The 12,972-nt window shown below is 55.2% G+C and carries 10 protein-coding genes and 1 tRNA gene; 7 read left to right on the plus strand and 4 right to left on the minus strand.

What is annotated here, in order from left to right:
• Positions 1–162: 162 nt before the first annotated feature.
• Positions 163–239 (minus strand) — tRNA-Met (locus ACT3TY_RS05420).
• Between the two features lie 275 nt (positions 240–514).
• Between ACT3TY_RS05420 and phbB the strand changes: the two genes are divergently transcribed.
• Complete coding sequence (phbB, locus tag ACT3TY_RS05425; RefSeq protein WP_441677801.1) at positions 515–1,261, plus strand: acetoacetyl-CoA reductase; 747 nt, start codon at positions 515–517, stop codon at positions 1,259–1,261.
• 98 nt (positions 1,262–1,359) lie between these two features.
• Here the strand turns inward: phbB and ACT3TY_RS05430 are convergent, their stop codons facing one another.
• Entirely contained in the window at positions 1,360–4,176 is a 2,817-nt protein-coding gene (locus ACT3TY_RS05430) for a DUF349 domain-containing protein (protein WP_444627575.1), read from the minus strand.
• Positions 4,177–4,359: 183 nt separating this feature from the next.
• On the opposite strand from ACT3TY_RS05430, the gene minC reads away from it, so the two are divergent.
• From minC to sbcB, 4 genes are all read left to right on the plus strand, one after another.
• Complete coding sequence (gene minC / locus ACT3TY_RS05435) at positions 4,360–5,112, plus strand: septum site-determining protein MinC (RefSeq protein WP_172118549.1); 753 nt, start codon at positions 4,360–4,362, stop codon at positions 5,110–5,112.
• Positions 5,113–5,260: 148 nt separating this feature from the next.
• On the plus strand, positions 5,261–6,079 hold the full coding sequence (minD, locus tag ACT3TY_RS05440; protein WP_087110125.1) for a septum site-determining protein MinD: 819 nt from the start codon (positions 5,261–5,263) through the stop codon (positions 6,077–6,079).
• Positions 6,076–6,327 carry a cell division topological specificity factor MinE gene (gene minE / locus ACT3TY_RS05445; protein WP_018918334.1) on the plus strand — a complete coding sequence of 84 codons (252 nt, stop codon included), beginning with the start codon at positions 6,076–6,078 and terminating at the stop codon, positions 6,325–6,327. Before minD ends, minE begins: the two co-directional genes overlap by 4 nt.
• Before the next feature lie 82 nt (positions 6,328–6,409).
• Positions 6,410–7,903 (plus strand): exodeoxyribonuclease I, encoded by a 1,494-nt coding sequence (gene sbcB / locus ACT3TY_RS05450; protein ID WP_444627577.1) that lies wholly within the window; start codon positions 6,410–6,412, stop codon positions 7,901–7,903.
• 13 nt (positions 7,904–7,916) lie between these two features.
• Here the strand turns inward: sbcB and ACT3TY_RS05455 are convergent, their stop codons facing one another.
• Entirely contained in the window at positions 7,917–10,757 is a 2,841-nt protein-coding gene (locus tag ACT3TY_RS05455; RefSeq protein WP_444627578.1) for an insulinase family protein, read from the minus strand.
• Positions 10,757–11,443, minus strand: a complete 687-nt coding sequence (locus tag ACT3TY_RS05460) for an SOS response-associated peptidase (protein ID WP_444627579.1) — start codon at positions 11,441–11,443, stop codon at positions 10,757–10,759. Before ACT3TY_RS05460 ends, ACT3TY_RS05455 begins: the two co-directional genes overlap by 1 nt.
• Positions 11,444–11,633: 190 nt before the next feature.
• Between ACT3TY_RS05460 and ACT3TY_RS05465 the strand changes: the two genes are divergently transcribed.
• Together ACT3TY_RS05465 and ACT3TY_RS05470 are read left to right on the plus strand one after the other, a co-directional pair.
• Positions 11,634–12,248: a TetR/AcrR family transcriptional regulator gene (locus ACT3TY_RS05465; RefSeq protein WP_444627581.1), complete on the plus strand. Its 615-nt coding sequence runs from the start codon at positions 11,634–11,636 to the stop codon at positions 12,246–12,248.
• A 53-nt stretch (positions 12,249–12,301) separates the two neighbouring features.
• Entirely contained in the window at positions 12,302–12,907 is a 606-nt protein-coding gene (locus ACT3TY_RS05470) for a 1-acyl-sn-glycerol-3-phosphate acyltransferase (RefSeq protein WP_444627651.1), read from the plus strand.
• Positions 12,908–12,972: the final 65 nt, after the last annotated feature.

Below are 12,972 nucleotides of genomic sequence, written 5' to 3' on the forward strand. Positions count from 1 at the left end.
GAAGCGCATCTTTACGCCGGTCGTTCATGGTATAACGCCATAAAGCTTTCAAGCGTTCTGGTTCGTTACGAGGTATAGGCACAATTTGGGCACAGAGCTTTTTGGAATGACAGGCAACAAAAAAGGAAGATCAGTAAGTAACTGATCTGCCTTTCAAAATATTGGTAGCGGGGACCGGATTTGAACCGATGACCTTCGGGTTATGAGCCCGACGAGCTACCAAACTGCTCCACCCCGCATCAACGTGAGGCGTATTCTACGGATTTTTTGCGCCACGTCAACCCTTTGTAGCAAACAAAGCACAAAAGGCTGATATTCATCGTACTGCAATATGCAAAGAGTAAAGCTATGCTTCCCATGGTCCCAATAAAAAGCTTACTGTCGGTAGGCCGCCTGACAATAAAATCGGTGGCGTGCTGTTGGTGATACAAGCGCTTGACGCTTATTCGAAATGGTTTACGAACCATAACAGTACTTAGCGTCCAAGCCATTTGTCATATCAGGGAGGTAGTCAATGGCCAATCAAGCCCCCGTCGCTTGGGTAACTGGTGGAACTGGTGGAATCGGCACGGCAATTTGTCGTTCGTTGGCAGATGCGGGTTATAGGGTAGTGGCAGGGTATAACAATCCCGAAAAAGCCAAAACCTGGCTGGACACCCAGCAAGCTGCCGGTTATCAGAGTATTACAACACTCGGAGTCGACCTGTCTGACCATAACGCATGCCTGGATGCTGCGCGTGAGATCCACGAACAGCACGGTCCAATTAGCGTGCTGGTAAACTGTGCTGGCATTACCCGCGACGGCACGATGAAAAAAATGGCCTACGAACAGTGGTATCAGGTCATCGATACCAACCTTAATAGCGTCTTTAATACGTGCCGCAGCGTGATCGAGATGATGCTCGAAAATGGCTATGGCCGAATTATTAATATCTCCTCCATCAATGGCCGTAAAGGGCAGTTTGGTCAGGTTAATTACGCTGCCGCTAAAGCCGGTATGCACGGTTTAACCATGTCGCTGGCGCAGGAAACAGCCACCAAAGGCATTACGGTAAATACCGTATCGCCTGGCTATATTGCCACTGACATGATTATGAAAATTCCGGAGTCAGTGCGTGAAGCCATTCGCGAAACGATCCCGGTGAAACGCTACGGTACGCCGGAAGAAATTGGTCGCTTGGTGACGTTCCTTGCCGATAAAGAGTCTGGCTTTATTACCGGCGCCAACATCGATATTAACGGTGGGCAATTTATGGGCTAGGCCACCACGCCTAAACGACGGCTTATCCCTCACAAGGGAGCATGCAAAGCGGGAGGCGAATCGCCTCCCGCTTTGTTGTTGTCGCATTGATGGGGCGATCAGGGGGGCGGGATATGCCCCAGGTCGCGCAATAAGCTATCCAGTTCCCTGGCTTCTTTTTCCCACTGCGCCATCGATACCGGGCCAAGCGCTAATAGCGCGGCTAAAACATCGATAATTTCTTCTTCGCGACTACGCTCTTGGCGAATTCCTTCATTCAAGCGCTCTACCTGAATCGCCAGGCGCAAAGGCTCGTCGCTTTGTCGGATGCTGCCGCTGGTTAACAGGGATAGATGTACCCGCAGCCGAGAAATGGCGTCTGCCCGCGCTGCCTCATCGTCCAGCGACAACGGGAGTGGCGTGGATTGACGCTGACGGTTACGCATCTGATGCGCCTCTGCAAATACGCTGGGAAGCGGCGTGCTGATGATATCGTCAGCGTTGATAATTTCCGCGGCCCCGCCGTCCAGATAGCGCTGATCGGCGGCCAGGTGTGCGTTAACGAGCGGTAAAATAAGCTGCCATTGCTGAACGGTATCCGCAATCTTCAGACGACTCAAACGCTCGCGCTTGGCGCGCACAATACCGCTTAGGCGACGCTGCATGCCTTCGCTACGCCGGTTTCGCGGCAGTGGCTCAAGCTGGCTGACCTGGTTCAAAAAGTCGTCCAGCGTGCTGGTTTCATTGGCGGTAGTGGGTTGCCAGCTGTCCATTTGATCGATAAGTATTTGCATGGCTTCAAGCTGCTGTTGCTGATGGGCAGCCTGCTCACTCTTGTGGGCTTCGCGCTGGGCAAACAGCTGATCGCACTCATGCCGGAACGCCTTCCAAAGGGTTTGTTCCGCCCCTTTGGGTGCGCGCCCTAACTGACGCCAGTGCTGCTGTAGTTGCTTGGTTTGTGTAATGCGTTGAGCCAAGGGTTGTTGCTGGTCGTGACGAAGCGTCCGCACTTCTTCAATAAGCGCCTGCTTTTGAGAAGCGATATGCTCGGCCCGCTGATCAATTAATGTTTGCAACTGATGGCGGATTTTTCCAAACCGCTGACCAACGGCCTCAGAGCGCTCGCGAGGCACCGGCGAGTAGTGGCGCCATTGATGGCGTGCCTTGTCGCGAATTTCACGTAGTACATCCGGGTCGGCGTCCTCTGCTGGCTGGGCGAGCAGTGTTTCAAGCTGTTCACACAGCTGCTCGCGGGCCTGCAGGTTCGCTTCACGCTCCTGGCCAAGCTGGTCACGCCATGGGGCTAACCGCTCGTGGATGCGGTCAGATGCAGCACGAAAGCGCGCGGACTGTTCGCGGTTGGCGGCGGCATCGCCCAGCGACTTCCACTCTTTCACTAGCTGGCGGTGGTGGCGGTCAAGCGCGGTTTCCGCCATGTGCGGGTCGTTGGCCAGTGCTTCAATGCTTGAACATAACTGCTCGCGCTTGGGCCCTGCGACAAAGCCGCGCCAATCGCGTAGTTCGGCCAGCCGCGCGCCGGACTGTTTTAAGCGTGCCTTCAGCGGCTTGGCTTCCGCCATTTGCAGGGCTTCGATTTGCGGCTTTAAGCGCTGGTGAAGATGGCTGGCGCTTTTGAAGGCGCCACGCTCAAGCAGGTGCTCAAAGCTATCGAGTTCCGCTTCATAAGTGCTTAATGAAACCGAGGCGTGTGGGCTAGCTGCCGGTGTGTGAGACTCGGTGGCAAGCGTTGCCTGAGCGCGCTGTATCAACGCAGGCGGCGTAAATGCTTTTGGCCAGTCGCATTCGTTGAGCAGGTGGCGCATGGTGCGGTGGTCATTATCCGCAAGTGCCTGCTCTAGCGCGACACTAACACGTTGCCAGCGCTGCCAGGCATCCAGGCACTGCTCATATTGAATAATGACGTGCGTGTAGCGTTGGCTTGCAGGCTCGCTGGGCGAGTGTACGTCGGAGATCGCTTGCCAGCGTTGGCTGAAAAGCTGGCGTTGGGCACGCAGGCTGTCGATATCCTGAACGGTCAGCTCGGTGGCATGATGAAGACTTTCAAGCGTCTCCTCCAGCCCATCAAGCAGCTGATCACGTGTCTGATCCGCTTCCTCTCGGCGGGCAAGGCTCTGCTGGCGAGCCTGCTCCTGCGTTTCATGGTCGTGAAGCGTTTTACGACAGCCCAGCATGGCCTGATGAAAGCGCTGCTCTTGCTCGGCGCTAGGAGGGGGCGTCAGGTTCTTCCATTCGCGCTCTAAATGGCGAAAGCGGCCGCCATAAAGTGGCTCCCAAGGCGCGCGAGCCTGCTGTTCCATCTGGTGAAGAAGGTGCTCCAGCTGCTGCTGTTGGCGAGCCAGCCATTCGGCATCGGTTCGCTGCTGGCCGAGTTTTTCGCGGGCAAGGCGCGTTACATAACGATCACGTCGCGCATCTTTAAGCAGGCGCTTTAGGCCCTCTTCTGTCTCAATACGCTCGGCGGCGCGATGACGAACAGCCGCGACACCGTTTTGGCACGCTTGCTTAATCAAGTCGTCTTCACGGGTTAGCCGGGCAAGAGCGGTCAGGCGCAGATCAAGGTTGTCGCCTTGTAAGGCAATCACGTTTAAAAGCCGTGGCTCGTCCAGCCCTTCCACCAGCGCTTGGCGTTGTTGCAGTTCGGTACTGCCTTCAAGACCGCTAAGCCGCTGGCTCACGGCATTGAACCATGCCTCTTGCTGGCTGTGGTCAGGGTAGCCCGCCACCAATCCTTCGACATCATCCAGCGCGAGCAGAGCCGCCAAGCGGATGCTGCTGTCACTATCGTGCGCGAGTGCTTGCAGCGCTTCGCGCTGTTCAGCCTGGTGGGGGTCAAGTCGAGAGAGGGCCTGTCGGCGTACCTCGGGGTCGGGGTGTTGCCAACGAGGAGCGAACAGGCGTCTTAACAGTCCGTGCATGGATCATCCTGCGTAGAGGTGCGTAGCATGAAAAAAATTAGCCATTATTGAACAGCGGTTGCAGTCACCGGCGCTGTCGCTTAGCTTTGCCTTACTAGGGTGTAATAGAAATTGATTCTTCACACCCAAAGGCGCCAAATTGCGCTACCTTTATTTTACCTGAACATGACATGGAGTTCGGCTATGAGCCTCAACGCCGATAGTGCCAACATGGCATTTACCTTTAAAGGCGGCATGCTGCCGATGACCGTCATGGAATTAAGTAGCGCTGACCCTGAGCATATCCGGCGGCAGTTGGCCGGTAAACTGTCTCAGTCTCCTGCCTTCTTCCAGCATACACCGGTTGTGCTAAGCGTGGAAAAGCTTGATGAGCCTCATTTGGCTTTGGAAAGAATATGCGCCGTTTGCCGGGATCACAAACTTTTACCCGTTGCGGTGCGCGGCGGTTCAGAGCCGGTACGCCAGTCGGCTTGGGCATTGGGGCTTGGGTGGTTTGCACCTGTAGAGGAGACGCGCGCTCGGGCACTGGAGAGCGTCAGCAGCAAAGAGGAAGCCTCAAAAAACAATGCCTCTGACGACGACCGTATTGAGGCACACGCCAAGAGTGCGGCAACACGGCTTTATCGCGGTACCGTTCGTTCAGGCCAGCAGGTCAGTGCATCGGATGGGGATCTGATCGTTATTGGTGCCGTCAATGCGGGGGCAGAAGTACTAGCAGCAGGTAGTATTCATATTTACGGTGCTCTGCGGGGACGGGCGCTGGCAGGTATTCATGGTAATACTCAGGCCGGTATTTACTGCCGCGAGCTTGAGGCTGAGCTGCTTTCGGTGGCTGGGAATTACAAACGCCTCGAAGATGTTGATCCCCGGCTTTTGGGCCGCGCCGCAGAAGTTCATTTTATAAAAGAGCAGCTTGAAATTAAGCCGTTGGGTTGATGGCTTCAACGCAGCGTAAATCTATGCTGAATGTTTAGCGACGCTGTCTTGCCTATCCGTTACAGTAGAGCTTTTGTGACATTGACGTTCCCGTTACTCGTTCGGCGTCGTACGCTCGCGATAAACGACTTCAAGAAGGAAGTGAATCTTGGCTAAAATTATTGTTGTGACTTCAGGCAAAGGGGGAGTCGGCAAAACCACTAGCGCTGCAGCAATCTCAACAGGTCTGGCACTGCGTGGTAAAAAAACCGTGGTCATTGATTTTGATGTGGGACTGCGAAATCTTGATTTGATTATGGGGTGCGAGCGTCGTGTGGTGTATGACCTGGTAAATGTCATCCAGGGGGAAGCTGGCCTTAACCAGGCGCTGATCCGTGATAAGCGCGTTGAAAATCTGTATATCCTGCCCGCTTCACAAACCCGGGATAAAGATGCGCTAACCCAGGAAGGGGTGGCGGAGGTTTTGGAAAAGCTTCGAGAAGAATTTGACTTTATTATCTGTGATTCTCCCGCAGGTATTGAACGTGGTGCGCAGCTTGCCATGTATTTTGCCGACGAAGCGATTGTGGTCACCAATCCGGAGGTCTCATCAGTACGCGATTCTGACCGTATTTTGGGCCTTTTGGCATCGAAAACCCGACGTGCTGAGCAGGGGGGGGATCCGATTAAAGAGCATCTGCTCGTTACTCGCTATAACCCTGAACGGGTGACTACCGGGGATATGCTTACCCTTGAGGATATTCGTGAAATTCTGGCCGTTCACTTACTGGGTCTGATTCCTGAGTCCGAAGCTGTGCTTCGCGCCTCGAACCAGGGGGTGCCAGTCACTCACGATGCATCAAGTGATGCAGGTCAGGCGTATACGGATACCGTTTCACGTCTGCTGGGTGAGGAGATTCCGTTACGTTTTCATGAGGTGCAGCGCAAAGGTCTGCTTAGCCGTATGTTTGGAGGTAACCGTCGATGAAACTCTTGGAATTCTTGAAGCGTGAGCGCAAGAAATCCGCCTCGGTGGCTAAAGAACGGTTACAAATCATCGTGGCGCATCAGCGAAGCCAGCGTGGTCAGCCTGACTACATGCCGCTACTTGAGCGCGAACTGCTCGAAGTTATTCGTCGCTATGTACATGTCGACGACAACGCCATTCAGATTTCGTTGGATAGCGAAGATAACTGCTCAGTACTTGAGCTGAATGTGACGTTGCCCAAAAGCTGACAAGACAGTAGGGCAACAGGCGGCGAGAAAGGCGCTGGGTGTGCTAGGCTAGGGTTTTTGCTGCCTTGCGGAGTGCTTGTTCATGGCGCCACCTAATGCCGCCCCTGCCAGTTTTTTGTGGCATGACTATGAAACATTCGGGGCCGATCCACGTCGAGATCGGCCCGCTCAATTTGCTGCGCTGCGTACCGATGCGGACTTAAACGAGATCGGTGAGCCTATCGAGCTCTACTGCAAGCCAGCGGACGATTACCTGCCTCATCCTGCCGCGTGTTTGATTACCGGGATTACCCCACAAAAAGCGCGACGTCGCGGCCTGCCTGAAGCGCAGTTTGCCAGTGAAGTGCAGCGCCACATGGGCGAGCCGGGCACCTGTGTTGCGGGATACAACAGCTTACGCTTTGATGATGAAGTGTCTCGCCATCTGTTCTATCGCAATCTGCTCGACCCTTACGCCCGCGAATGGCAAAACGGTAACTCCCGCTGGGATTTAATTGATGTGGTGCGCGCATTTTACGCGCTGCGCCCGGACGGCATTGAGTGGCCGCTTCGTGAAGATGGCGCGCCAAGCTTTAAGCTTGAGCACTTAACCAAAGCCAACGGGATTGAGCATGAAGGCGCGCATGACGCGGTGGCCGACGTTCGGGCAACCATTGCCCTGGCGCGGCTGCTCAAAACGCGGAACCCTAAGCTGTTTGATTACTTGCTTGGCCTGCGTGGCAAACGCGCGGTTGCCACGCAGCTGGACCTGCCTAATGCCAAGCCGCTTTTGCACATTTCCCGCCGCTACCCGGCCAGCCGGGGTTGCAGCGCCCTGGTAATGCCGTTAGCTGAGCACCCTACCAACCCTAATGGGATGATTGTGTACGACCTGAGTGTTGATCCAAGCGATTTTCTTACGCTTTCGCCTGAGCAAATACGCGAGCGCGTCTTTGTCAGTCAGCAGGATTTAGCGGAAGGTGAAGCGCGTATTCCACTCAAGGTCATTCATATCAACCGTTGCCCGGTGATCTTTCCGTCGAGTGTGCTCAAGGATATAGAGGGGCCGCAAAAAGGAGCGTATGGCGCGATTGTTGAGCGCCTTGGGCTGGATATTGCAACGTGCCGTCAGCACTGGAAAACCTTGCGCAGCGCCCAAGGGGTGATGCCTAAAGTGGCCGAGGTCTTTAAGACCAACTTTGATGACGCCCCCCACGACCCTGACATGATGCTTTATTCCGGCAACTTCTTTTCCGCCGTCGACCGGCAGCAGATGGAGCAGGTGCGTGAGATGGAACCCTGGGATCTGGTAGGGCAGCGGTTTGCCTTTCAGGATCCGCGTCTTGAGGAGATGCTGTTTCGCTATCGGGCGCGTAGCTACCCTGACACGCTGGAAGGTGACGAGCGCGAGCAGTGGGAGGCGTTTCGCTGGATGCGTATTAATGATCCGGCGATGTCCGGCTTTACGCTTAAGGCCTTTGCTCGGGAGATCGAGCGCTACAATCAGCAGCCGCTCAGCGAGCGTGAGCGGCAGATCCTTGAAGAGCTGGTAATGTTTGTCGAGGCCATGATGCCCGCCCAGGCGTTCGATGCCTGAGCGGCACACTCATTTACGGAGTGTTGCGCCGGGTAAACGGCGTTAGTGCTTCGCGGTAAGGCGTTACATCGCTGGGCTCATCACCCGGGTTGAAGCGTATATCAAGCTGGTGGCCAAGTAGCTCTGGCCATGCAGTTTGAATATCCGCAGCGCTAACCTCAAGTGCCAGGTTGGCCAGCTCTTCACGACGGTCAAAGCGGATCTCATCCAGCGCGGTGGCCTGCCAGTAACGGTTGGCCATGCCCGCAAGGCTGGTATCACGCTCGCTCAGACTGGCATGGACCGCTTTGCGATAGGCGTCGAGTTCAGCATCGTCGAGTTGCTTAAGTGCTTCGCCAGCGTCAGCTAAAAAGGCATCCATGTGCGCAGCGACCGTTTCGCTGTCCACATCCGGCGATTGAACGAGTAGTGCAATGCCAGGTGCCTCAAGCAGGGGTGAATAACCCGCGTTCACAATATAGCCCAGCTGTTCTTCCGTGCGCAGCTGTTGATAAAAGGGCGTCTCCAGCCACTGGGCAATCACACTAATGGTTGCTTGTTCTTTAGGGCTTTGGTCTCGCCCTTGTAAGTAACGCAGCACCAGGGACTCGTCGCGGGTGCTGTGCGGGTGCAGTACGCTGGAAGTCGTGTCAATGGCCAGCGGGCTAAGCGTTGGAATATCTTCTCGCGTCAAGCCTGGGCGCAGTTTGCTGCGCACCCGCTCGGCTTGTTCCTGGGCGAGTGCTTCATCCAGGTTGCCAATCGCCATGGCGTCGATATAGAGTCCGCCCAAAAAGTGCTTACGGAAGTTCTCAAGGTGCTGCTGGTCAAGGCGCTGACTGGCGTCAAGTAGTTCGGCTGTCGACCAGCGTGGGGTCAGCAGTGCTTCACCCAGCGTGCGGCTTGCCTGGCCATAAAGCGATGATTGCGGCGCATTAACCAGCTCTCTCTGCAGCTGATATTGCACGCGATCAAAGGCGCCTTCGCTAATCTCAGCCGTTTTAAGCTGATCAATGGCTTGCTCAATAAGCGGTGTCTGACCATCACGCCAACCGGAAAATGATAGCGTCATCCCACGTGCGTGCGGGTAGGCGCTAAACGACTGACCGGCCATCCATGCGGGATAAAGTGATTCATTCAAGCTGTCGTTTAGCCACCCAGCCAGCAACTGCGTCAGTACGACCTCTTCGGCCGAATAGCTGGCGTCGGGATACTGCAAACTGACCCGCCACTCAACGCTTGGTGTATTAAAGCGTGAGTCCTGCATGTGCCAAACCTTAAAGAATGGCGTGTCGATCATTAGGCTTGGGTGCTCGTCCTGGCCTTCAATAAGGGCAAGGTCGCTGGCAATAAAGGGGTTGGGTTCAGGCAGGGCCAAACCTTCAAGCGCGAGACCTTCTTGAACAGGCGGTTGTTCTCGCCACTGGGTCGAGAACCAGGGCGAAACCGTGTCACTTTCCACCTCGGGCGCAGAGTAAAAGCGCAGCATGTTGTCCGGCGTTAACGCAGCCAGATACGCTTGCTGGCGCTCAGTGTCCGGTGCATCCATGCGATACGCGGCATACTGCACATCCTCAACCGGGTAGCGGGACAAATTCATGGCGAGCTGAGTGGCTTCCTGCTGGGGTGCGCCGTGCTGTTGAAAACGAAATGCCTGCTCGCTCAAATCGCGCAGTTCAGTATAGCGCCAGTCAGCCAACCCATCGTCACGCAGCTGATCAATGGCGGCAAATAGCGTAGCCTGGATATCATCAAGCCGCTCGGCACCGGCAGGCGTCAGGCTAATGGAAACCGTAAACAGGGCGTCCTGACCATCGCCGCGCTGAACACCTGCGGACAGGCCGTCGGCCAAACCTGCGTTACGCAGTACCGCCAAAAGGCTGCCGTCCCCTTCATCGCCCAGCAAATGCGACATTAAATGAGTGGGTTTTGCGTGGTACTCATTTTCGGGATCAGGGATGGGGAAGTAAAAACGCAACTGGCGGCGATCTTGCAGTGACTGACGCTCAACGTAGCGTGGCAGGGTATCGGTATCTACCAGCGGTGCATCAATCGTAGGAACGCTCAGGCCATTGTCAGGAATATCCGCAAAACGCTCCACCACCCACTCTTCGAGTGTATCAAGCGGCTGAGGGGCTACGACGGCCAGGTTCATTACGTTGGCATCGTAATGTTGGTGATAAAAATCGATGACACGTTCGCGTAGCGTCGCTTCTCCCGCCGGCGGGCTGGCTAACGTCTCGCGGCTGCCAACGGCAAATCCTGTGGTGGCATTGTCAGGGTTGAGCAATTGATTAAGCACGTCGTTTTCGCGTCGGGACTCATCGCGAATTCTTGCCATGTACTCAGAATGAACGATATTGCGCTCGCTCTCTAAATGGTCGGCATTAAACAGCGGTGACAGGAAAAACTCGCTAAAGCGATCAAGCGCTTCCGGCAGAGCGGAGGGCTCGATATCAAAAAAATAGTTGGTATCTTGCTGAGCGGTAAAGGCGTTATGGGAGCCCGCGTGGTCAGAAATAAAGCGCTGATAGGCGTCTGGAGCGGGATACGCCTCGGTACCCAGGAACAGCATGTGTTCAAGGAAATGGGCAAGCCCTTGCAGATCATCAGGATCCTGGGCGCTACCGACTCGGACGTTCATGGATGCAGCGGCTTTATCGGCGTCAGGATCGCTTACCAATAGTGCTTGTAGACCATTTTCAAGCGTCAGCACGCGATAGTCGCGACTGTCAAAGGGGCTGGCAATCGGGATGACAGTGTCTTCTATCGGATCATCACCAGCGGCCAGCACGCCGGGGGAAAACCATACGGTGCTGAGCACCGCTGCCAGTACAACGCGCGAATAAAATAGTCTACTTTTCGGTCGTAACATTACGGCTCCTGTGGGACGGTCCATTGCAGCATTGGCCCAACCGGGTGGGCACAAGCGGCTGATTGATAGGCAGGATTGTTGACATGCTTGGATACTGGAAATGCACCTAATAGTTCCAAGGGTGCGGGTGTTAATAACGCTTTAACGGTTTCCAAAGGGCTATCGGGATCAAGCCATGTGGTCAACGCATGCGGAGGAATGACCACCGGCAATCGGTCGCTAAGCGGTGCCAGGCATGCGTTGGCCGGTACGCTAATCAGTGCTGTTGAGTCAGTAAACGCGGTAAGCGTTGTATGGTAGCGGCACCATAACGCACCGAGCAGTAAGGGCGCGCGCCTCACCTCTGTGACCAGATAAGGCTGTTTGTGTCGCGGCAGTGCTTTCCAAACGTAAAAACCGCTGACAGGGATCACGCAGCGGCGAGCCTGAAACGCTTCATGGAACATGGCTTTTGAACTGAGTGTCTCAGCTCTAGCGCAGTGTGGAGCGTGATCCAGCACCGTTAACCACGGGGGGGTTAATCCCCAAAAAACTGATTCGAGCTGCAACTCACCCTGGGCTAAACGAATAGCCGAAACGGGTTGGCGGGGTGCCAGATTGGAGGATTCCACCAGCGCGGATGGCGCCTTGAGTGAGGGCAGAAGACGCTTGAGCGGTAAATTGTGTACATGTAGGCGTCCGGTCATGCCAGTCTCCTTAAGCAGAATCGACTCAATCATGTCATGGGAGAGGTTAAAGATGCACAAGAATGCGCTAAATGTGGCGCTTTAGTGTCGAAAACAGTGTTCGATATAAGGTATCCTATATTACCCCTTGCTCACGCTAAAGCGCTGTGAGGCATTCTTTCTTGTTATTCGTTGACCTGAAGAGATCGCCATGGCCCGTCCTAGACAGCATGCGCCCGATGCCCTCCATGCGCAGGTCATGAAAGCTTGTGATGATTGGTTGGCTGTACAGTCAGTCCACGATTTATCCCTGCGTGCCCTGGCTAGAGAGGTTGGCTGCGCGCCCAGTACGCTGCTTAAACTTTACGGCAGCTTTAATAACTTATTGCAGCACGTTAACGTCGAAACGTTGGCGGGTTTGAAGCAGACCATTACGTCATTATCGGCAGACGCGCCAGAGCCTTGGCTGCGTTCGCTGGCGCATGCGTACTGGCACTTTGCCGAGCAAGACTGCTACCGCTGGAAGCTGCTGTTTGATTACCCCTTGGCACAAGAAGGGGAGCTGGATCAGCGTCAAAGCCATCTAATTGAAGCGCTGTTTACCCAGGTTGAATCCGCTCTCAAAGAGTACCAGCCCACGCTTGATGATCTCGAAGCTCGGCGGCTGGGGCGCACGCTATGGGGCAGCGTACATGGGCTTGTACAGCTGGGATTAAATGAACGCTTGGGGTATTGGCAAGGCCAGCAGCTTAAAGTGGATGAACTGCTGGATCAGTTGGTCAGTACGGTGCTGGCAGGGCTTCGGCGCCGGGAGCCGGCGTCGTGAGATGGTGGATCAATGCTGTCCGCCAAGTGCTGCGTAGCCTGATTTATCTGGCTATGCGACTTTGCTATCGCTTGCATGTGCATGGGCGTTATCACCTCCCCAAACGCGGCGGTGCGCTGGTTGTGTGCAACCACGTAAGCTTTATGGATGCTCTGGTCTTGGGGGGCGGTAGCCCTCGGCCACTGCGTTTTGTTATGGATCAGCCAATTTTCGATTCGCCCTGGCTCAAGTGGTGGTTTCAGCTTGTCGGCGCTATTCCCATTGAGTCCGAGCGGCGTAGCCCCGGCGCCTTGCGGCGTACGCTGGATGAAGTGAGCCAGGCGCTGCGTCGTGGGGAAGTCGTTATGGTATTTCCGGAAGGGCGGTTAACGCCAGACGGTGATATCCATACCTTCAGACGCGGGCTGGAAACTATTCTGGCACGCGATAATGTGCCGGTGATTCCCGCTGGGCTGGCAGGCTTGTGGGGCTCCTGGACATCACACTACAACGGTAAAGCGCTGAAAAAGTGGCCAAGCCGCTTTAGGGCGCCGGTTAGCCTGCATTTTGGTCCACCCATTAATGTGCAAGAGGTGGATGGGGTTACGCTGCGTGGCTATTTGGAAACGCGGGTGCGAGCGCTAAAAGTGGCCGCCGATAAAGATATTGACGCGTGCTAACGCGCTTCAGCGCTACCTGTTCATGTCGTCCCCAGTGATGTCCATTTCAAGTGCTAGCTATCTCA

Origin of the sequence: Halomonas sp. AOP22-C1-8 (genome assembly GCF_052378905.1) — a bacterium.
GTDB lineage: Bacteria > Pseudomonadota > Gammaproteobacteria > Pseudomonadales > Halomonadaceae > Vreelandella > Vreelandella citrativorans.